This window comes from Mesorhizobium sp. B3-1-9 (assembly GCF_006439595.1).
Lineage (GTDB): Bacteria > Pseudomonadota > Alphaproteobacteria > Rhizobiales > Rhizobiaceae > Mesorhizobium.
Genome location: NZ_VFTJ01000001.1, coordinates 633,539 through 654,494, shown reverse-complemented (window position 1 = coordinate 654,494; position 20,956 = coordinate 633,539). Strand labels below are relative to the sequence as shown.

Sequence of the window (20,956 nt, the reverse complement as noted above, 5' to 3'; positions counted from 1 at the left end):
GGAGCGAGCCTTCATTTCGGTACTCTAATGTACACGCTTGTGGCAGAGTGGCCTGGGCACGCGGCCCGTGGTTGGTCACAGAGGACGCCTGCTGAGCGCTTGGTGGCAAATTGAGCACTGTCGCCCTCCCCATCGAAAGCTTCGGCGTGAGCCACAAGGGCTGCGTGCGCGATCACAACGAGGACAATTACCTCATCGAACCGCAGACCGGGCTCTGGGTGGTGGCCGACGGCATGGGCGGGCATGAGGCCGGCGAAGTCGCCTCGGCCAGCATCGTCGACCATCTGGCAACGATCGGCATTGCGAGCTCCGCGCCGGACCTTCGCGCCCGATTCGAGGACCGGCTCAGCCGCGCCAATGCCGAGATCCGCGACATATCGCGATCGCGCGGCATCACCATCGGCTCCACTTTCGCGGCCCTGCTTGCCATGGATGGACGTTTCGCCTGCCTGTGGGCCGGCGACAGCCGCATCTATCTCGTGCGCAACGGCTCGATCTTCCAGGTTTCGAAGGACCACACCGAGGTGCAGGAATTGCTCGACCGCGGCATGATCAGCGCGGAGGAAGCGCGCACCTGGCCGCGCCGCAACGTGATCACGCATGCGATCGGCGTCAGCGACGAGCTCGATATCGATTTCCAGCAGGGCGAGCTGATGGCGGGCGATGTTTTCGTACTGGGCACCGACGGACTGACCGCGCATGTCAGCGACGCCGAAATCGAGGCCGCGGTCAAATCCGCCACACCGCGAGCGGCCTGCCAGATCCTGCTGGACATGGTGCTGACGCGCGGCGGAACCGACAATGTGACCATTGTACTCGTGAAGATCGGCGGCGGGCGCAACGGCGCGCTCCATCCGGATCGGTCCGCAGTGGAGGGCCAGGCCAGATGAGCGACGACGACAAGACGCGGATTTCGACGAACGTCATCTATACCGGGGTGGGCACGCAGCTCAGCGGCATTTACGAGCTCGACGAGAGGATCGCCTCCGGCGGCATGGGCGAAGTCTATCGCGGCCACAACATCCAGACCGGCGACCACGTGGCGATCAAGATCGTGCTGCCAGAATTCGCGCGCGACCAGACGATCCTGTCGCTGTTCCGCAAGGAGGCGTCGATCCTCAACCATCTGTCGCATGACGCAGTGGTGCGCTACCACGTCTTCACCATCGATACGGGGATCGGCCGTCCCTATCTCGCGATGGAGTTCGTCGACGGGGAGTCGCTGTTCGACGTCATGCGGCGCGGACCGATGCAGGGGAACGATGTGCGCCGGCTTTGCCATCGCCTCGCCTCCGGCTTGAGCGCCGTGCATCAGGCGGGCGCCGTGCACCGCGACCTCTCGCCGGACAACATCATCCTGCCCGGCGGCCGGGTGGAGCGCGCCAAGATCATCGATTTCGGCATCGCGCGCTCGGCGACCGTCGGCGGCGAAACGCTGATCGGCGGAAAATTCGCCGGCAAATACAACTATGTTTCGCCCGAGCAGCTCGGTCTCTATGGCGGTGATGTCAGCGAGCAATCCGATATCTACAGCCTTGGGCTGGTGCTGGCCGCGGCACTGCGCGGAAAGCCGCTCGACATGAGCGGGTCGCAATACGAGGTCATCGAGAAGCGCCGGACCGTGCCGGACCTGTCGGATATCGATCCCGATTTCCACGACCTGATCTCGGCCATGCTGCAGCCGGATCCGCGCGACCGGCCGGCCAGCATGAGCGAGATCGCCCGGGCGACGCGTGGCGAGGATCTCGAGGCGACATTGCCGCCGCCGGTGTCGTTTGGCGCACGCGAACGCTCCGGCTTGCCGCGCGCCGGGTGGACGGCGCCGCCGGACTCCAAGCCCCAGCCGCCGACGCCTCCCGGCGAGCCGCGCTTCGTCGAGCATGTGCGCCCTGCATACCTGTCGGAGCAATGGCCCGCACCGGCTGCCGCTCCGGCGAGCGCATCTGCGACCGCACCGGCTGCGCCGCGAAAGGCTTCACGGATACCCGTCATCGCCGGCGGCGTTGCGGCGCTGGTGCTGGCTGGGGGCGGCCTTTATTTCAGCGGCGTCCTGGCGCCCCCGCCGGTGACGGAAAAATCCACACCGCTGGCACCGAAGCCGGTCGCCGAAGCCGCCAAACCAGTGGCCGAAGCGCAGCAGCCGGAAGCGCCGAAACCCCAACCGCAGACGCCGTCCGCGCCTCAGCTGGAATCGCCGAAAACTGACGGCGCCGCCACCGTCGAGAAGCCGACGCCACCCGCCGCTCAGCCGAAGAGCGAGGCAAAAAGCCAGACGCCTCAGGTCGGGACCAAACCCGTACAACCCCTGGCGCAGCAGTCGCCGGCTGCCGCACCAACGGCCGCCGAAAGCCAGAAGCCGGCGCAGCCGACGAGCGAACCGGTGGTCAAGACGCCGGAACCGAGCCAGGCGGCCGAGAACAAGCCGGCGCAGGAGGCGAATCCGCCGGCAGCCAAGCCCAGCGTAAAAGACCTCGTTGACATGCTTTCCAAGCTGCCCAAGCCGAACGCTTCCCCGCCCCCCGCTCCGGAGAGTCCGGCGCCGGCGCAGCCGACCACCCCGCCGGCCGAGCCTAAGGCACAGACCCCAACAGCCAACCCGCCGGAAACGCCGACAGCGCCAGCACAGCCGGCCCAGCAACCGCAGCCGCCGGCGACCAAGCAGCCGGACACTGACGTCGCCATCAATGTGCCAAAGCCGGCGCTTCCGTCACTGGAAGAGGACACGGCCAAGTGGAACGACCAGCGCTCCTGGGTTCGCGATTTCAGCGGCGGCAGCTGTTTTTACGCGAACGTGACATCGGGACCCGGCGCTTCCCCCGCGATCGAGGGATACGGGACGGCGGTCCAACCCTTCGAACAATTGCTCAGCGATTTCCAGACGAGGTTCCATATCGAGCCGGACATCAGCGTGCGCCTCATCACGCTCTCCCAGTGCGGAGTGCCCACTTTCCTTCGCTTCCTCGACCGGAGCTCGGCCGCGAAGCCACAGCTTGTCCTGGACCGGACATCGGTCCCGGACGGCTCGCCGGTCAGCGGCGCGCTCTATACGGGCGGCGGGCTCGTCTCGAACATCATGCTGATCGACCACAAGGGCGTGGCGTTCAATCTCGACGACCGCATGGTGCCGCAAACCGACAAGGTGACCTTCAACATCCCGATCGGCCTCGCCGCCGCGGACAAGGCAGCCGGCAAGGCGGTGCCGCAGATCATGCTGGTGATCACCGGGCCCAAGGACATCCAGGCCGCCATGTTCTCCAGGCCGACGCCGGCCTCGGAGCTTTTGCCCAGGATCCTCGAGGAGATCGAGGCCGACGGATCGCAGTTCTCCGCCACGGCCACCTATTTCCGGCTTGGCGGATAGCATGAACGCCGATGAACCTTCGCACCTTGCGTTCTTTGCACCAGCCCCCGCCACGCAAGCAGCGTAGCCGGCTCCGATTGCCGTTCCCGGGCCGCATGACGCTTGCCGCGCTTGGCGCGGCGCTGTTCTCGATCCTTTCGCCCGGCAAGGCGCATGCCGAATTCACCGTCTGCAACCAGACGCTCGACGTCGTCAATCTCGCCGTCGGACAGAAGGTCGACAATGCCGACCAGACGGACGGCTGGTGGACGATCGGCGCCAACCAGTGCGTCAACGTCATCCGCGAGGAACTGACCAACCGCTATATCTATCTCTACGCGACGGACGTCTTCGGCCACGCGATCCTCAACGGCTCGACCGAGATGTGCATCGACCGGCGGCGCTTCTCGATCCGCGGCATCGACGAGTGCTGGCAGCGCGGCCATATCGCGGCGCGCTTCGTCGAGGTCGACACGCTCGAGCAGGTGCGCTGGACCTATTTCCTGACCGGAAACAGCCCGTGACGCACGCGATCGACACGAGCTTCAGACAGAAGAAGCAGGCGCGCCTGGCCGCGCAACGGCGCAAGCTTTGGCGGCGGGCCCTTGCCGGCCTTGCCACGCTCGCAGTCGTCGCCTTAGCCACCGGCTTCTATCTGACCAGGGACTACTGGTCGTTCGGCGACGAGGACGAAGAGCTGCATCCCGTCGAGGACATGGAAGACGTGCCGCCCGACGCCTCGGTCTATGTGCCGGCGATCATCGATCTCGCCGGCGATCCGATGTGGATCACGCTGGCGCCCGATGCCGACACTGCGACAAAGGGCAAGACGGTAGCGCGTCCAGCCGAGCTCGACAGTTCCGGGGCTTCGCCGCAGATCGAAATCCTGTCCGACGTGATGCTGAGCGCCAGCGAAAAGTTCATGACGACGATCCCGTCGACGCAGGAGGATTTCGCCTTCTTCCAGGCACAGCGGCAGGCCGCTCCGAAGCCTTCGGCAACGGAGCCGGAAGATGCGCAACCGGCCCCACCCGCTCCGGCCGCGGCGCCGGACGATCAACAGGGCGATCCGCGAGGCGACCTGCAGAATGATCTCCAGGCGGCGCCGGACGAAAGCGATGCCGGCTCGGCGCCCAAGGCAGACGCCGACGATCCAGAGGCAGGCTGGGGCGAGACCATCGACCAGGGGGAGGCAGCACTCCCGGCTTTCACGAAAACCGCGATCGAGAACAACACGACCGTTGCGACCGTCGCCAGCGAATACCAGCGCTTCGAGGCGACCGAGGACACTTTCGTGAAGATCCTCAACGACCGCAGCCTGGACAGCGTGGCGCTCGACGCGCATTTCTCCGCCGACGACGCGAAGCTCGCTGGCGAAGCGCTGAAGACGCTGTTCAACCGCGACGGGCTGGAGCCCGGCTTTGTCGTGGCCATGCGCGGGTTCCGGCCGAATCGCGAGACGACGACCATGTCGCTGATGCAGGTCTCCATCTACGCGAGGAACGTCTATGTCGGCACGCTGACGCGCAATGCAGCCGGCGCCTTCGTGTCGGGCGTCGACCCCTGGGTGCGCGAGGACCTCTTCAACTATTCCGGCGCTTCCGACCAGGGCGGGCCCAAGCGGCAGTACCGCCTGCTCGACGCGATCTACTCGACCGCGGCGCGCAACAAGGTGCCGACCAGCGTCATCGGCGAGGCGATCATGTATCTGTCGCGGGGACAGGACCTCGACGCCTTCGCCAGCGAGGACCAGCGCCTGGTGCTGATCTATTCGCAGATGCCGCGCGGCCAGGGCGAGATTTCGGGACGGGTGCTCTATGTCGGCGTCCAGGGCACGGACAAGAGCCTCGACTGTTTCGTCTTCCAGCAGAGCGACGGCCAGTATGCCTGTGTGACCGGCGACGACCAGGTCCGCTCGCTGACCGTCACCAACGGCATGGTCACGCCGGTCGCCGGGGTGATGACCTCGACCTTCGGCCCGCGCAAGCATCCGATCCTGGGCACGGTTCGAATCCACAAGGGCGTCGACTGGGCGGCGCCGGTCGGCACGCCGATCATGGCCGCCTTCGACGGCGAGATCTCGTTCCAGGGCGATGGCGGCAGCTATGGCAATCTGGTGAAGATCACGCATGCCAACGGCCGCGAGACGCGCTACGCGCATATGCAGAAATTCGCCAGCGCCAGCGCCGTCGGCACCAAGGTGAAGGCCGGCGACGTCATCGGCTATATCGGCACTACGGGGCTTTCGACCGGCCCGCATCTGCATTTCGAGCTCTACCAGAACGGCGAGGCGATCGACCCGCTGGGCACGGTCACCTCGGTCGCTACCGCCGTGTCCGTCAGTTCCGGCGGCTCCGGCGATGCCGCGGTCGAGACGCTGACCGACCGGATCGTGCATGTCGAAAGCGGCGGCAGCGCGCGAGCCAAGAATCCGCTTTCCTCGGCAACCGGCGCCGGCCAGTTCATCTCCAAGACCTGGATCCGGATGATGAACACCTATCGGCCCGACCTCGCCCGCTCGCTGTCGACCGCCGATCTGCTTGCGCTTCGCTACGACGCCACGCTGTCGCGTGAAATGGTGCGCAACCTGGCGCGCGAAGGGGAAGCCTATCTGCGCGCCCGCGGCCACCAGATCACCGCCGGACGCCTCTATCTTTGCCATTTCCTCGGCATGGAAGGGGCGCATCAGGTGCTGGCGGCGCCGGGTTCGTCGCAATTGACTGCGGTTCTCGGATCAGCCGTCATCCAGGCCAACCCGTTCCTCACCGGCAAGACCGCCAGTTATGTCGTGGACTGGGCCGAGCGGAAAATGGGGCAGAAAGCGCCACGCGTGGTCACCGACCAGGGCCAGCCGACGACAACCACGACCGAGGTCCGGCAGACATCGCCGGAGTTCGAGAAATACAAGCAGGCGATCGCCGCGTTGATAGGTTCGATCCAGAATACGCTCGAGCCCGGCTAGTTCTCGGTTTACCAAGCAACAGCGTTTCGACGCGCGGTGACTAGTTTGACGAACCTGCGCATGGACGGAAACCGCGCTGCCTGCCTGAATTGCGCCGCACCATCCACAAAATCTCCATTAGAATTCACTCATGTTATGGTGATCCGCAGAGCAACAATGTCATTAACGGTTCGGGTAAGTGGCGAGGCTCACATCTGAGGCTGGAACATTTCAGCGAATTCGACGTTGCCCGCCATGGTCAAAAAGCAATCCAACGACAACGGTTCATACTTCGAATTCGACGTCATGCGCGAAGCGTTCAAGCGCTGGGTCGACGAAGACAAGGTTCCTGAAGATCAATGGCGGCCGCGCGCAACGAAGCTGGTCCGTATCGTGACCGGAGACGATTATGTCGACCCCAACATAGTCGAATGGATCATGCGTAAAAAGCCCCAGCGCTGAAGGATCGGCGCTAATGCATGTCGCGCAAAAGTGAACTCGGTTTTGCGACAACGACATGCATCAAGTAACGACCTAAAGCGCGTCGCGTGAATCCGTTTCGACGCGACGCGCTTTAGGGCTTTTGGCATGTACGCTGTACCAGCATGACCGAATATCAGGTTGCGCTAATATCGTGAATGAGTGGTAAATCGCTGCACGGTCCAATGCCGCGGAGGCTTCGGCTGTGCAAGACCGCCCGGCTATTGCGGTGGGCGGTGCACTCAAGAACCGATCGAAGATGAGAGCTAGCCTGTCGGCAGCGCCCGCATCGGCAATTCGCTATGAGCTGACTGGCCTGGGCCGGCCGCCCTATTGCGTCCTGATCCGCATTTCCACCCGGCGGTTGACCGGATCGTAGGGATTGGCGACGCGCGGATGCGACTTGCCCAGGCCGATCGGCTCGAGCCGGGTAGATTGAACGCCGTTCGCCGCCAGGAAGGCCGCCACCGATTGCGCCCTTCGCTGCGACAGGTCCTGGTTGTAGCGATCCGTACCGGTCGCGTCGGTGTGACCTTCGACGACGAAGCTGAACGTGCTCAGCCGGTTGTCCTTCAGCGCCTTGGCGAACTCGTCCAGTTCCGTGCGCGCGGTCTGGTCGAGCTGGGCCGAATCCAGGGCAAAATTGATCATCATGTCGAGGCCGGCCTTTTGAGGCGCCTCGTTCTTCTCGGCCTTGCTCTTGCACTCTTCCTCGGTGCCGACGCAGATGCCGCGTGACGCGCCAAGATTACCCTGGCCGGCGAAGTAATTTACGATGTCTTCCGATTTCTGAAGCGGATCGGCGTAAACGTGCGTTGAAAAAAGCACGGTCGCCAATGCCAAGGCTGAGCTGCCCCACCGCATGACCGTCTCTCCTGTTTGAGCGGGTTTCGCTGACGCGAACTATATCAAATCTTGAAACGATTGTCTGTGACCAAGCGCACGTTGCCGACGGCCGCCACCTGCTAGAAGCTAACGCTTGACCGGCTCTCGGCTAAAGGCTTGAGTGCTTGTCAGGTGGCTCTCGGGGTGTGGCAGCCATGGCCAACGAACTCGGATACAGAACCGCAAGGGATTTGTTTCTTGCCTGTCCCGCGATCGCCCGGGACATGAAATCGCCTGCCGCCAATCAACCCCCGCTGGAATTCTGCCGCGCCCTGCTCGCCGGACGCGTGCCGGAGGAGGCCGTCACGTTCTGCGCCTATCTCCTGCCCGATCGCGCCGCGGTCTGGTGGGGGCATGAATGCCTGAGCCATCTCTCAGAACTCCTTGCCGATAGGGAACTCGAATTGCTGGCGCTCGTCAACGATTGGGTCGGCGAGCCCGGCAATCCCCGCCATCGAGCGGCGCTCAGCAGTGCCGTCGATCCGTCGCCAGCGACGCCGGCTGCATGGATCGCGCTGTCGGCAGCGTGGCGTGACCCGGCCTTCGACATGCTATCGACCGGATTCCCCGCCGCTCACGCCGTCAACGCCGGGATCCTGGCGGGGCTGGCGCGCGTCTCGACCGCGGACCGCTTTGGCGTGCTTTCCGCCTTCGTCGAAATGGGCGTCCAGATGGTGGAGATGGAGGCGCAGCGGCAATCTGTCGACGCGTATTAGGGCTTTACGCCGGACAAGACTCGGAAAGTCCTTAACTCAGCATCATTTACAGCCGCCTTGCGCCCACCTGGCCAAAGCGACCTTGAAGCGGGTACCAAGCGGATGTTGCAGGCGCAGGACGGAGACGTCATTGGCGGCGAAATTCTTCGCCTGCTCGCAGAGGCGGGTCTCGTTCCACTCGTGGCAGCCGTCGCAGTGCTTGCCTTGCCAGACCGACTTGTCGAGCCCTTCGACCGGACTGAAAAGCGGCTCCCCCTTGATCAATTGGGCTATGCTCTTGCCGTCGATCGCCGGGTCGCCGAACTTGACCGGGCGATCGAAAAGGATCGGGCCGTCCGTCTCCAACTTCGGAATCTTTTCGCGCAGCGCATTGAGCGCAAGCTGGTCGTCGGTCTGGCCGGACGCGGCGCCGGTGTTGCGCGTCTCGGAGCCCGCTTCGGCCTGCGGCGCGCTTGCCTCGCCGACGATCAGCGGCGCATTGAGATCGACCCTGTGCAGGACGACCTCGGTGGTCAGCGAGACGTTGATCCAGGGGCGCTGCTTGCCGGCGGTGGCCTTGAAGACGTCGCTGGTCACCCTGTTCATCGCTTCGGTGATGGAGACGTTGGATTCGCCGACATGCTGGAGCAGCGCCGTGGTGAAGGGCGAGTGGTCGCCCGACCCGTCATAGGCAAGCTGGTTCGGGCTGGCGGCGAAGGCGACCAGCGTGCCGGCGCCGCCATTCTCGATCGGGATTTCGGCAAGGCCGCTGCTTGCGCCTTTGATGCCGGCGGCCTTCGCCAGCACCTCGGCAAGCGGGTTGTCCCGGCATGCGTCCAGGAAAACCAGTCTTATGCTCGTCTCGCGCGACATCTGGCGCAGGATGAAATCGACCGAGACGGCCTCGAAATCGAGCGAGGTCTCGTCCTCGAGCGCGGCATCGACGGGAAGCAAATAATTCTTGCCGGAGACCTGCAGGCCATGGCCGGCATAGAAGAAAAGCGCGATGTCGGCGCCCCGCACCTGCTTGGCGAACTGCGCGACCGTAGCCTGTGTCTGCTGCTTGGTGAGGTCGAAGCCGGAGACCACCTCGAAGCCGAGGTCCTTGAGCCGATCGGCCATGGCCTGCGCATCCCGCGCCGGATTGAGGAGCGGCGCCGCGTGCTGGTACTGCGAGTTGCCGAGCACCAACGCAATCCGCCGCTCGGCGTTCGCGGCCGTCAACGTCAGGAGCAAGGCCAGCGCCACAAGCCCGGCGGCGCGAAACACGTCACCGCAAAAGGCGATTGGAGCGGAATTCACCGCCACCTCAATTGGCGAGCTTGCTTGCGGAGAATTCGATCCGCCGGTTGAGCGCCTTGTTCTTGGGCGTATCGTTGGCGGCGACAGGCTTGTCCTCGCCATAGCCGGCCGAGCTGATCTGGTTGCGCGGGACGCCGTCCGCAACCAAAGCATCGGCGACCGCCTGGGCGCGCCGTTCAGAGAGCGCTTTGTTCGCCTCGGGCGATCCGTCGGAATCGGTGTAGCCGGACACCTCGACCTTGAGGGCCGGGCATTTGCCGACGACACCTTCCACCTCAGCCAGCAGCGGACGGCTCTTCGCGTCGAGCCTTGCGCTCGCCTGACGGAAATAGATGGCGCCGGTGCGCGAGAGCACGGCAAACCGGTTGAGGCACTCCTCGTCGCTGAAATTGGCTTTCGCGGCATCGGTGGCGACGGGGCCGACCTCGGCGGTGCTGGCCGCGACGGTCTGCACGGCGGCCGGCTTGCCGCCGTCGGCGGTGAAGACGAAATCGAACGACACCGAAGCGGTCGGCACGATGTTGGTCACGTTGGCGGCCTGCTGCAATTTGTCGATGTTGGGCAAGAGCCCGAAATCCTCGACATGGACCGCGACGGGCGCCTCCGAAGCGACGGAAACCTGGGTATCGCTGATCATGGTGACGACGACGCTTGCCTCTAGATCCTTGTCGACGCCATGCAGGCTGAGGCGGAATGGCAATGTCGTCTTCACCCGGCGCTTGGTCGGCAGGTCGGCGAACGCCGCCGGGTCCACCTTCGCTGTCACCTCGGCCGTCGGATAGGTGAAGGTCTCGAAAAATAGGAAGCGCATGCGGACATTGCGCAGGTCGACGCCCGTGTCGACGGAATTGAGGTCGAAGCTGATCTTGGCATCGCCGGCGGAACTCAGCGTGCCGGTGATGTTCCTGATCTTGTTGGTCTCGACGATCGTGTTCTTCTTGACCGACTGGTAGGTGAGCACCGAAGCGGACGGATCGAGCGTCCAGTTGTGCGCGGCGCTCGCAGCCTGCGATCCGAAGACCAGCAGCGCGACAACGATCAAGCCAAAAGCCGCAGCCTTGGTTAGCATTTTTCGCCAGAATGCGACGACTTCGAACATGGAACGCCCCCGCCAGGACAACCCGATCTCGATACCGGCACGTAACGGGAGCATAGAGCAATTGTCCGGGCTTGGCGAGCGGTTCAAGGTGAAGTGAGAGCGGGATCAACTATTCAGAGATCGGCTTGTCTCCATCGATCCTCGTCACCAACTGTGACCGCCTCCCGCGGAACCTCCACCTGTGCCACCTCCCCCCAAAGGCGCAATGACAGGCGGCGTTTCGTTCTGAACGGGTTCGATCGGTTTCTTAACAGTCACCTTTTTACGCTTGATGACCTTCGGTGCGGTCGTCGTACGAACGACCTTGGTTCGGTGTTTCGCTGTCGGTGCCGGCTCAATCTTAGGGGGTACGGTGGTGCACCCGGCGGTCGCCAAGACACCGGATAGCATCGTCGCGATGATTGCCTTTTTCAATGCCCTGCCCACCACCTTGTCTCCTTATTGATCAAAACAAGTCTCGACGCGGGTTGGCTTGCTCCCAGACAGCTCTCGCCGTCTTGATCAATTGGTCGTCGACCGAACCACCCGTTGGGATTTTCGATTTGAGCTCCGAGCGCAACTGCTTGAGGGCAGCAGCCTTCGGCTTTGCTCCAAATTGCGCTAGAGTTGTCTGGGCACTCGGCAGTTCGTCACGAAGATCAAGCCCCACCGCGAATGCTAGATACCGGACAGCCACAACCTGGTCGGCCTTGTTACCCTTCTGCATCTCAAGAGCTGCTCGGTCATAGGCACCGGAGTAGTCGCCGCGGGCAGTCGCCAATTCGAACAGCCTTTGGGCTTCGTCAAAATCCTGCGCCACACCAACACCGTCCCGGTACATACGTGCAAGGCTAGCAGGGGCATATGGCTGGCCAAGATCCATCGCCTTCTGGAAAAGCGCCTGCGCCTGTTTCGGATCCTTTTCAACGCCCCTTCCGGTGAGATAGTTGCGCCCCAAAAGATTCATCGAATACATGTCCTGCCGCTCTACACCCGCCTTGAGGAAGGCTACTGCGCGAGCATAATCCGCAGGCACACCATTGCGGCCATCCGTAAAAATCGAAGCAAGCTCGTTTATGGCATAGGTATGCCCCATAGCCGCGCCCTTGAGCAGCAGGTCCAATCCCTTGCTCGGGTCGCGCTGGACTCCGAAACCGTTGAACAGAGCGCGGCCCCATGCGGTCATCCCGTAAGGATCTCCCTTGTCGGATGCTGCGGAATAGAAGATGTTTGCTTTCGTGGGATCGACAGCTGTTCCTATTCCGGACGCGACGAGATAACCAAGCTCGAACACCGCGCGGACATGTCCCTTGTCGGCGGCCTCCTCGATCGCCTTCTTGGCCTCGTCGACCTTGCCGGCGGCGAGCAGAGCGCGCCCTAGCTCGTAATGGAAGCGCGCGACATCGGGATAAGCCTTCACCGCCGCCTGGCAGGCCTCCACGGCTCCCGCGCCGATCTCGTTCGGCAACAGGCCGGGGACGACGCCCTGCAGGTCCAAAGGTTCGCCGGCCCGCGTGTCGCAAGGATCGACGCTCGGCGACAGCTTCATCGTCGCCGGCTTTGACGGTGTGTTGTCGGCTATGATGTCGAAGCCGACGATCAACGGTTTTGCGGCGCCTATCTGCGGTTCGTAGCGCAGTTTATCGACTTCATCGGCCATCAGGCTCGATTGCGGCGACAAGGTGCGATCCGGCAGGGACAGCGTTCCGGTTGCCGGATAGCTCGCGAGCTTCAGGCTGACGCCGGGATCCTTGGTCGGGACATCCAGTTTCAGCGGCACAGGGCCGACGCCGACGGGTATCTTGACGTCGCGGTTGTCGATCGCTTCGGCGGCGCCGGCGATGTGGATGCCCCGCTCCACCACCTCCTGCTTCTGCTCGGACTCCAGCGAGGCCACAAGTTGCTTGCCCGCGGCGCCATCGCCATTCTTGACCCGGAACACCAGGATGCCCTGCGATCCGCCGCCCCATTCGTCGTGCGTCGCATAGGCCAGCATATCGACCTGATCCTCGGCGTCGGCACCCTTCGGCACATCCATCTGAAGCCGCGGCAGATCCTTGCCCTCTATCGGCTCGCCCGTTGCGACCGGCTTGCCGTCCAGGATCAGGCGCCCCAGGGCCGGCGGCCTTTCGATGCTGATGCTGACGGCGCCGCCGTCGACATCGACTGGCACCGGCAGGTCGAGCGCGACCGGTCCGATGCCCGACGGCACGGTCTTTTCCAGCACTGGCGGCAAAGCCGGCCGATTGGCGCGGCGCATCAGCACCACCTCGTCGATCAGCGAGGAGTTCTCCCAAGGAACCTGCGCGCCCTTGGTGGCTTCGACCACATCGCGGCGGACGGCCGCCATGACCGAGCGTATCTCCTGGTTCGGCGCCAGGGCGCGGCGGGAGAAGGCGGATGAAAACGGGCTGAGATCGCCGGAGCCGTCATAGGCGACCGCGCCGGGCTCGGTGGCGAAGGCAATCAGCGTGTTCAGCGAACTTTTCACCTGCGCAAGGCCGGTGCCGCCGGCCGCGATCAACTGGTCGCGCAACCAATAATCCTTGCGCGGGAACGGGTTGTTGCGGCAGGCATCGAGGATGATCACCTGGATCTTCGATTTGGCGCGCAATTGCTGCAGGACATCGTCGAGCTTGACCGCCTGGACCTCGATGTCGGCCGCAGCCTTGAGCGACGCATCGACCGGGATCAGGAAGTTCTCGCCGCCAATCTGAAAGCCGTGTCCCGAATAGTAGACGACCGCAAGATCGGCGCCGTCCGCCGCCGCGAGATAATTGCGGAATTCCTTCTCGAACTGGAGCTTGGTCAGATCCTTGGCGACGAACACATCGAAGCCGGCCAGCCGGAACGTGCTCGACACGTCTTCCGCATCCTTGTCGGGATTCTTGAGGGCCGGGATTTCGCGGTATTCGGAATTGCCGATGACAAGCGCAACCCTTCGATCGGCATGCGCCTGCACCGTCGTGAGGCCCACGAGGATCAAGGCTGCAATCAGCGCGCAGCGTCGCAGCATGGCAAAATCCTTAACCGCTATGACCTGTCGGCCACAAGAACGCAGCTTGCGACGCGGAGGTCTGTTAAAGAGTTCACAATCCGCCCAGGCAGGATGGAACCCTCGCACTAACGACAGGATGCATGCGTATCGTCCGCCTGAGATTACCGCAGCGGCTTCGGCACCGCAACGGCAGAACGGATTCGCAACAACGAACCGGATCGCGATCATCGACGTGCTCCCAGCCCGACCATTGCCTCCGCGCCGCACTGCGCGTTTATTAAAAGCGCCGAAAGCAGCAACCGAGAACCAGATGCTGATAGAGACGAAGCTCCAGCCGCCTCATTTGCGCGACGCCCTGGTCCGGAGGCCGCGGCTGCTGCGCACGCTGGACGCCGCGACGGCGGGTAAGCTGACGGTGGTGACGTCGCCTGCCGGTTTCGGCAAATCGACCCTGCTCTCGCAATGGGCGGCCGGCATATCCGGCGGCATCGCCCAGGTCGCCTGGCTGTCGATCGACCGGCTGGACAATGATCTCGCCCGCTTCCTCAAATATCTTGCCGCCGCATTCCACCGCGTCGACCCCGATATTGCCGGCAACGCGGAATCGCTGATCGACTCCAGCCCGGTGACGCCGGTCGATTCCATCCTCACCGCCATCATCAACCAATTGTCGCGCCGCGCCGCGCCGATCTACCTCGTTCTCGACGACGCCCATCTGATCGTCTCCGGCGAGATCGCCGCCTGCATCAACATGCTGGTCGCCTATGCGCCGCCGGCCTTGCGCATCGTGCTCGCAACCCGCGGCGAACTGCCGCTCGAGCTCGCCCATATGAAGATGAAGGGACATGTCGTCAGCCTCGGCGACAGCGACCTGCGCTTTTCGCTCGAGGAGACCGAGGACTATCTTGCCAATGTCTGCGGCCTCGACCTCGCCGTCTCGGCCGTGGTGGCGCTCCACCACAAGACCGAAGGCTGGCCGGCCGGCCTGCAGCTGGCCGCATTGGCGCTGGCGCATGAGGGCTCACGAGAAGCCTTCATTGCCGAATTTTCCGGCAGCCAGCGCGACGTGGCGATGTTCCTGACCCACGACGTGCTCGCCCGGCAGGCGCCCGAAATCCAGGATTTCCTGCTCAGAACCTCGATCCTCGACCGCTTCTGCCTGGGCCTCGTCGAGGCGGTCTGTCCCGGACGGGACTGCGCCGCGGCACTGGCGACCATCGAGCACTCGAACCTTTTCCTGATCGCGCTCGATTCCACGGGACAATGGTTCCGCTATCACCACCTGTTCTCCGAATTCCTGCGCGACAGGCTGGATGCCTGGGCGCCGGAGGCACGCAAGGACCTGCATCGCGCCGCCGCTGCCTGGCTGGCGGCCCGGGGCCATATCTCCGACGCGGTCGACCACGCGCTTGCCAGCGGCGATGCCGACCATGCGGCGCGCCTGGTTGAGGAATGCGCCATGCCGCTCACCATGCAGGGCCACATCCCCAAGCTGACCGAGTGGCTGAACCAGCTTCCCCCAGACCTCATCGCCGCCCGCCCTCGCCTGCTGCTTGCACGTGTCTGGGCGCAGTTCCACATGAGCCGGCCACGCCAGGCGGTCCGCATCCTCAAACAGGCCAAAATCCTGGTCGGGCAGCTTTCCGAGCGCGGCGAGATCGACCGCGCGACCACCCGCTCGCTCAAGGCCGAATTGCAGACGCTGACGGCTGGCGTCATCAGCGCCACCGACCGCTCCCGCACCGCGATCCGCGTCGCCTCGCGCTGGCTGGCGGACTTCCCCGAAGACGAGCCTTTCGCGCGCGGCACGCTCGCCAATATCTGCGCCTTCAGCCACTATTCGCTCGGCGAGCTGGACGCCGCGCGGCTGCGCAGCCTCGCGGCGCGCGACCATCACGCGGCCGCCAATTCCGTCTTCGGCATCGTCTATTGCGACCTGTTGCTGGGGCTGGTCGAGATTTCCGCCGGCAACCTCGCCGAGGCCCACCAATTGCTCGACCGCGCCTGCCGGCTGGCCCGCGAGCGCCTCGGGTCGGGTTCCTACACGGAAGCGATGACGGCGATCTTCCATGTCGAGCTCGCCTATGAATGGAACGACCTGCAGGGCGCCGAGCGCATCCTGCACCAGCACCGGCAGGTCATCGAGGAATGCGGGCTCGTCGTGCACGAGATGGCGTGCAAGCTGCATCTGGCGCGGCTCTCCGCCGCGCATGGGCGGCATGACGAGGCCATCGTCTTCCTCGAACGCGCCGAACGGCTGGGCATCGAAAAGCGCTACCGCCGGCTGACGGCCGCCGCGCTGAACGAGCGGGTGCGGCTGCTGTTGTCGCGCGGCGACGTCCGTGCCGCGCGGCTGGCGTTGCGCTCGCGCGGCATCGAGCCTTCGGCCGAAAGCCGGCCCGCGCCGATCCATCCGCTCGACGAATACGCCTATATCGGCGCCGCGCGCGTGCTGATCGCCGAGGGCCACCCCGCGAAGGCCATCGCCGTGCTCGACCGTATCGCCGAACGCATGCGGCGCGATGGCCGCCTGCGCGGCTTCATGCAGGTGCGGGCACTTGTCGCGATCGCCGCGCACAGCGCGGCCGAAACGCTGCTGGCGCTGGCGGCGGCGGTCGACGTCGTCACCCTGGCGCTGCCACAGAACGCATTGCGCTCGCTGATCGATGAGGGCTTGCCGATGCGCGAGGTGCTCGAATTCGCCCGGGCACGAATTCCAGCCTGGTCGCGCAATTCCAGCACTGCCACCTTTGTCGACACGCTTCTGCGCGAACTGGGCAAGACCGCGCCCGAACGCGCGCGCCCGATTGCAATCGCCGGCAGGAAGCAGATGCTCAGCAGCAAGGAAACCGATGTCGCCGCCCTGCTTCTGCGCGCCTACACAAACCGCCAGTTGGCCGAGACGCTGTCCATGGCGCCCGACACCGTGAAATGGCACCTGAAGAACATATTCGGCAAGCTCGGCGTCTCAAGCCGGACGGAAGCCGTCCTCAAGCTGAAGGAAATCGGGCTCGACGCCGCCACGGAGCGGCAATTGGCGGGATAGAGCGGGTCACCGTTTCACGGAAACGGTGAACCGCTCTATCCCTTTAATTTTACGCAATTCCGTACGGAAAACCGTCCACACTTTTCCTGGAATTGCTCTAACCACCCGAAAGGGTGGGCTCGAAAAGACCACCCATTACCCGAAGGTGTCGGGACAGCGCCAATGTAGCGGGCCATCATCCGGTCGAAATACGCTGGGTGGGAGCCGCATGGCGACGGGTTTCGTTTTCCACGAACTTTATCTTTGGCACAACACCTGGAACTGGAACCAGGTCTTTCCGCCGAGCCTGACGGTTCAGCCCGGCACCCATGCCGAAAATCCCGAGACCAAGCGGCGCCTGCGCAACCTGTTGGAAGTGAGCGGCATCCTTGACCATCTGGTCGCCATCAAGCCGCGGCGCGCCACTGTCGAGGAACTGTCGCGGGTCCACACGCCGGCGCATATCGCCAGGATCAGGGAGATCAGCGACCGTGGTTATGGCGACGCCAGCTCGCTGACGCCGCTCGGCGCCGGCAGCTATGAAATCGCACTCCTGGCAGCCGGCGGCGCCATCAAGGCGATGGAGGCCGTCATCACGGGCCAGGTGGACAACGCCTATGCACTGATCCGTCCGCCGGGCCATCACGCCACCGCCGATGTCGGCATGGGCTTCTGCCTGTTCTCGAATGCGGCGATCGCCATCCGCCATGCGCAGCAGCTGCACGGCCTCACCCGCATCGCCACCGTCGACTGGGACGTGCATCACGGCAACGGCACGCAGGCGATCTTCTACGACGATCCGAGCGTGCTTTCGATCTCGCTGCATCAGGACAATCTGTTCCCGGCCAATTCCGGTGCGATCGGCGAAAATGGCGAGGGCAAGGGCAAGGGCTTCAACATCAACGTCCCGCTGCCGCCGGGGTCTGGTCCCGGCGCTTACGCCGCGGCGTTCGAGCGCGTGGTGATCCCGGCGCTGACGCGCTTCAAGCCGGAGCTGATCGTGGTGCCCTCGGGCTTCGACGCTTCCGGCGTCGATCCGATGGGGCGCATGCTGATGAATTCCAGCGGCTACCGCAGGCTGGCGCGCATGCTGCTCGACGCGGCGCGCGAGCTGTGCGGCGGGCGCCTGGTGATGACGCATGAGGGCGGCTACTCCGAAATGTACGTGCCCTACTGCGGCCTGGCCGTGATCGAGGAGCTTTGCGGGCACCGCACGGGCGTCGAGGACCCGTGGGATCAACTGATGGGACAATGGGGTGGAATGTCGGCGCAGCCGCATCAGACGGCGATCATCGACCAGGCGGCCGAACTGGTCAAAAACATAAACTGACAAAAACCTATAAGGGGAATCGAGATGAAGCGCAGTTCGAAACTCACCACGCCGAATGTGGTTGCCGGCTCTCGCCGCAACTTCCTGATCAAGGGCGGACTTGCGACCGCCGCGACGCTGACCGGCATGCCGGCCATGCTGCTTGCGATGAACAACGAGGCGCGCGCCGAAGGCGACCCGATCCCGGTCGGCCAGTGCGGGCCGACCACCGACTTCGCCGCGCCCGACGGGATAGAGTTCAAGAACGGCCTGACGCTCGCCTGCGAGGAGATCAACGCGCTGGGCGGCATCCTCGGCCGGCCGCTCGAACCTTCCTTCGAGGACACCGGGCAGATGGGCGACGCCACCAACGTGCAGGCGGCGCAGCGCCTCGTCGACCGGCATGGCGTGCACGCCATCCTCAACGGCTACAATATCGGCTCGGGCGCCGCGATCCAGGAGGTCGCCGCCGACAACGGCATCATCTACGTCCACTACGACACCACGATCGGCCACAACAATCTGGTGAAGTCCAACCCGGACCGCTACTGGGGCTCGTTCCAGGGCGATCCGGCCGAATACTGGTACGGTCCCGGCTTCCTGAAGTTCCTGCAGGGACTGGAGGAGAACGGCGAGTGGAAGCGCAAGAACAACAAGATGGCGGTGATCCTGTCGGCCGGCGTCTATGCCTCCAACATCGCCAACGCCGTCAAGGAACAGGCCAAGAGCTATGGTTGGGACATAAGCCTGTTCGAGACCGTCAGCGTGCCCGCTTCGGAATGGGGACCGACGCTGGCCAAGATCCGCCAGGATCCGCCAGCGGTGATCTGCATCACCCACTTCCTGCCTGCCGATCTCGGGCAGTTCGCGCTGCAGTTCGCCTCCAACCCGACGCCGAGCCTGGTCTATATGCAATACGGCCCGTCGATCCCGGCCTTCCGCGATATCGCCAAGCAGGCGGCCAACGGCATCATCTACGCGACCGTCGTCGGCGCACTGCAGGACGAGATCGGCACCGCCTTCGAGAAGCGCTACAAGGAAAAGTTCGGCCCGAACGCAGGCCACAATTCCGGCGCGCAGCCCTATGACGGCGCCTATGTCTGGGCGACTGCCGCGGCGCTTGCCGGCGGCACGGGCGAACCCGGCAACAACGACCAGAACCGCAAGGTCGCGGCCCGGATGAGCACGATGATATGGCGCGGCGTCACCGGCACGACCCGTTTCATGCCGCTCGAAAACGCCGCCTACACCTATCCGACCCAGGTCAACGATTCATCGCTCGGCATGCCGCATCAATTCCTGCAGATCCAGGACTACACCAAGGGTCCCGGCCTGATCGCGCCGGCGCCTTACGGCACGGCCAAGTTCATGATGCCGCCATGGATCAAGGCCTAGCCGGATGACGGGAGACGCCGCCGCGACGCCATTGCTGTCGTGCAGGCATGTCGGCAAGTCCTTCGGCGCGCTGGCGGCGGTCCGCGATCTGTCCTTCGATGTCGGGGCTGGAGAAATCCTCGGCATCGGCGGACCGAACGGCGCCGGCAAGACGACGCTGTTCGAGGTGATATCGGGGCTGAACCCGGCCACCACCGGCGCGATCGTGCTCGACGGCCAGGACATCACCGGGCATGCGCCCGAGCAGATCTGCCATGCCGGCGTTGCCCGAACCTTCCAGCTCAATGCCGGCTTCGACAGCATGACCGCGCGCGAGAACGTGCTGGTCGGCGCCTATTTCGGCCGCAGCAACCGGGCCGTGCCGACGCTGCGCGCCGGCCGCGCGGCGCATGAGGCCGCCGATGCCGCGCTTGAAATACTGGGCATCGCCGACTGCGCCGACAAGGTCACCGGCAAGCTGCCGGTGCTTGACCGCAAGCTCTTGATGATGGCGAGCGCCATGGCGACGAAGCCGAAACTGCTTCTCATGGACGAGCCCGTCGGCGGCCTGACCGCACGCGAAGTCGACCGTGTGATGGACGCAGTGCGCGCCATCAAGGCGGCGGGCGTCACCATCATCCTCATCGAGCATGTGATGCGCTTCCTGGTACGCCTCTCCGACCGCATCATGATCATGCATCACGGCGAAAAGATTTTCGAAGGCCTGCCGACAAAGCTTCTCGACGACCGCACCGTCGTCGACGTCTATCTCGGCCAGGGCGCCTCCGAGCGGCTGCGCTCCTTCATGGAAACCACGCATGGCTGAGGCGGCGCTCGAGATCGTCGACGCCAGCGCCGGCTATGCCGGCCGCATCGTGCTCGACGCCATCAAATTGTCGGCAAGGAAGGGCGAGCTCACCGCCATTGTCGGCCCCAACGGCCATGGCAAGAGCACCCTGCTCAAGGCGATTTCCGGACTGGTGCCGGTGACGTCGGGCGAGATCCGCCTCGACGGCCTGCGCATCGACCGCCTGCGCCCCGATCAGATCGTCGAACGCGGCGTCATCCAGGTTCCGCAGGGCGACCTGCTCTTTCCGGCGATGACCGTGCACGAGAACCTGCTGATGGGCGCCTACGCCAACAGCGGCGGACTGGCCGAGCGGCTCGACTTCGTCTTTGCGCTGCTGCCCAAGCTGAAGGAGCGTCGCAACCAGACCGCCGGCACGCTTTCAGGCGGGGAGCGGCGCATGTGCGGCATCGGCCGCGGCTTGATGGCGGGCGGCGAGGTGCTGATGCTTGACGAGCCCTCGCTGGGACTGGCGCCGATCGTCATCGAGCAGATCTACGAGGTCATCTTCAACCTAAGACGCGAGGGCCGCACCATTCTTCTGGTCGAGGAGAACGCCGAGCGGATCGCCGAGCATGCCGACATGATCCACCTGCTCGACAATGGCCGCATCGCCTGGTCGGGCCTGGGCGCGGAACTGATGGCGCGCCCGGAAATCGTCGAAACCTATCTCGGAGTGTGA

15 protein-coding genes are annotated in these 20,956 nt (G+C 64.4%); 11 read left to right on the top strand and 4 right to left on the bottom strand.

Annotated elements, in window-relative coordinates:
- The first annotated feature begins 110 nt into the window (after positions 1 to 110).
- The 5 genes from FJW07_RS03020 to FJW07_RS03000 all read left to right on the top strand — a co-directional run bounded on the left by FJW07_RS03020 (position 111) and on the right by FJW07_RS03000 (position 6,743).
- Entirely contained in the window at positions 111 to 890 is a 780-nt protein-coding gene (locus FJW07_RS03020; protein WP_140854326.1) for a PP2C family serine/threonine-protein phosphatase, read from the top strand.
- Positions 887 to 3,361 carry a serine/threonine-protein kinase gene (locus FJW07_RS03015; RefSeq protein ID WP_140854324.1) on the top strand — a complete coding sequence of 825 codons (2,475 nt, stop codon included), beginning with the start codon at positions 887 to 889 and terminating at the stop codon, positions 3,359 to 3,361. The genes FJW07_RS03020 and FJW07_RS03015 overlap by 4 nt, the downstream gene beginning before the upstream one ends.
- An 11-nt stretch (positions 3,362 to 3,372) precedes the next feature.
- On the top strand, positions 3,373 to 3,864 hold the full coding sequence (locus tag FJW07_RS03010; RefSeq protein ID WP_140854323.1) for a DUF1036 domain-containing protein: 492 nt from the start codon (positions 3,373 to 3,375) through the stop codon (positions 3,862 to 3,864).
- Complete coding sequence (locus FJW07_RS03005) at positions 3,861 to 6,302, top strand: M23 family metallopeptidase (protein WP_140854321.1); 2,442 nt, start codon at positions 3,861 to 3,863, stop codon at positions 6,300 to 6,302. Before FJW07_RS03010 ends, FJW07_RS03005 begins: the two co-directional genes overlap by 4 nt.
- Positions 6,303 to 6,527: 225 nt before the next feature.
- Positions 6,528 to 6,743: a hypothetical protein gene (locus tag FJW07_RS03000; protein WP_140643195.1), complete on the top strand. Its 216-nt coding sequence runs from the start codon at positions 6,528 to 6,530 to the stop codon at positions 6,741 to 6,743.
- Positions 6,744 to 7,091: 348 nt separating this feature from the next.
- Here FJW07_RS03000 and FJW07_RS02995 read toward each other — a convergent pair whose 3' ends face one another.
- Positions 7,092 to 7,625, bottom strand: coding sequence for an OmpA family protein (locus tag FJW07_RS02995; protein ID WP_181182539.1), 534 nt, complete (start codon positions 7,623 to 7,625; stop codon positions 7,092 to 7,094).
- Positions 7,626 to 7,801: 176 nt separating this feature from the next.
- Between FJW07_RS02995 and FJW07_RS02990 the strand changes: the two genes are divergently transcribed.
- Entirely contained in the window at positions 7,802 to 8,362 is a 561-nt protein-coding gene (locus FJW07_RS02990) for a hypothetical protein (protein WP_246680636.1), read from the top strand.
- Positions 8,363 to 8,404: 42 nt separating this feature from the next.
- Here FJW07_RS02990 and FJW07_RS02985 read toward each other — a convergent pair whose 3' ends face one another.
- The 3 genes from FJW07_RS02985 to FJW07_RS02970 form a co-directional block, all read right to left on the bottom strand.
- The gene (locus tag FJW07_RS02985; protein ID WP_246680635.1) at positions 8,405 to 9,643 is read right to left on the bottom strand and encodes a caspase domain-containing protein; all 1,239 of its coding nucleotides are present in this window, start codon (positions 9,641 to 9,643) and stop codon (positions 8,405 to 8,407) included.
- A gap of 7 nt (positions 9,644 to 9,650) precedes the next feature.
- Positions 9,651 to 10,742, bottom strand: coding sequence for an OmpA family protein (locus FJW07_RS02980; RefSeq protein ID WP_140782118.1), 1,092 nt, complete (start codon positions 10,740 to 10,742; stop codon positions 9,651 to 9,653).
- Between the two features lie 445 nt (positions 10,743 to 11,187).
- Positions 11,188 to 13,947, bottom strand: a complete 2,760-nt coding sequence (locus tag FJW07_RS02970) for a caspase family protein (protein WP_246680634.1) — start codon at positions 13,945 to 13,947, stop codon at positions 11,188 to 11,190.
- 82 nt (positions 13,948 to 14,029) lie between these two features.
- Between FJW07_RS02970 and FJW07_RS02965 the strand changes: the two genes are divergently transcribed.
- From FJW07_RS02965 to FJW07_RS02945, 5 genes are all read left to right on the top strand, one after another.
- Positions 14,030 to 16,765, top strand: coding sequence for a LuxR C-terminal-related transcriptional regulator (locus FJW07_RS02965; protein ID WP_181182538.1), 2,736 nt, complete (start codon positions 14,030 to 14,032; stop codon positions 16,763 to 16,765).
- 208 nt (positions 16,766 to 16,973) lie between these two features.
- On the top strand, positions 16,974 to 18,074 hold the full coding sequence (locus FJW07_RS02960; protein ID WP_140782122.1) for a class II histone deacetylase: 1,101 nt from the start codon (positions 16,974 to 16,976) through the stop codon (positions 18,072 to 18,074).
- Positions 18,075 to 18,098: 24 nt separating this feature from the next.
- Positions 18,099 to 19,448 (top strand): ABC transporter substrate-binding protein, encoded by a 1,350-nt coding sequence (locus FJW07_RS02955; RefSeq protein WP_246680633.1) that lies wholly within the window; start codon positions 18,099 to 18,101, stop codon positions 19,446 to 19,448.
- A gap of 4 nt (positions 19,449 to 19,452) precedes the next feature.
- Entirely contained in the window at positions 19,453 to 20,253 is an 801-nt protein-coding gene (locus tag FJW07_RS02950; protein WP_140706213.1) for an ABC transporter ATP-binding protein, read from the top strand.
- Positions 20,246 to 20,956 (top strand): ABC transporter ATP-binding protein, encoded by a 711-nt coding sequence (locus tag FJW07_RS02945; protein ID WP_140654700.1) that lies wholly within the window; start codon positions 20,246 to 20,248, stop codon positions 20,954 to 20,956. The genes FJW07_RS02950 and FJW07_RS02945 overlap by 8 nt, the downstream gene beginning before the upstream one ends.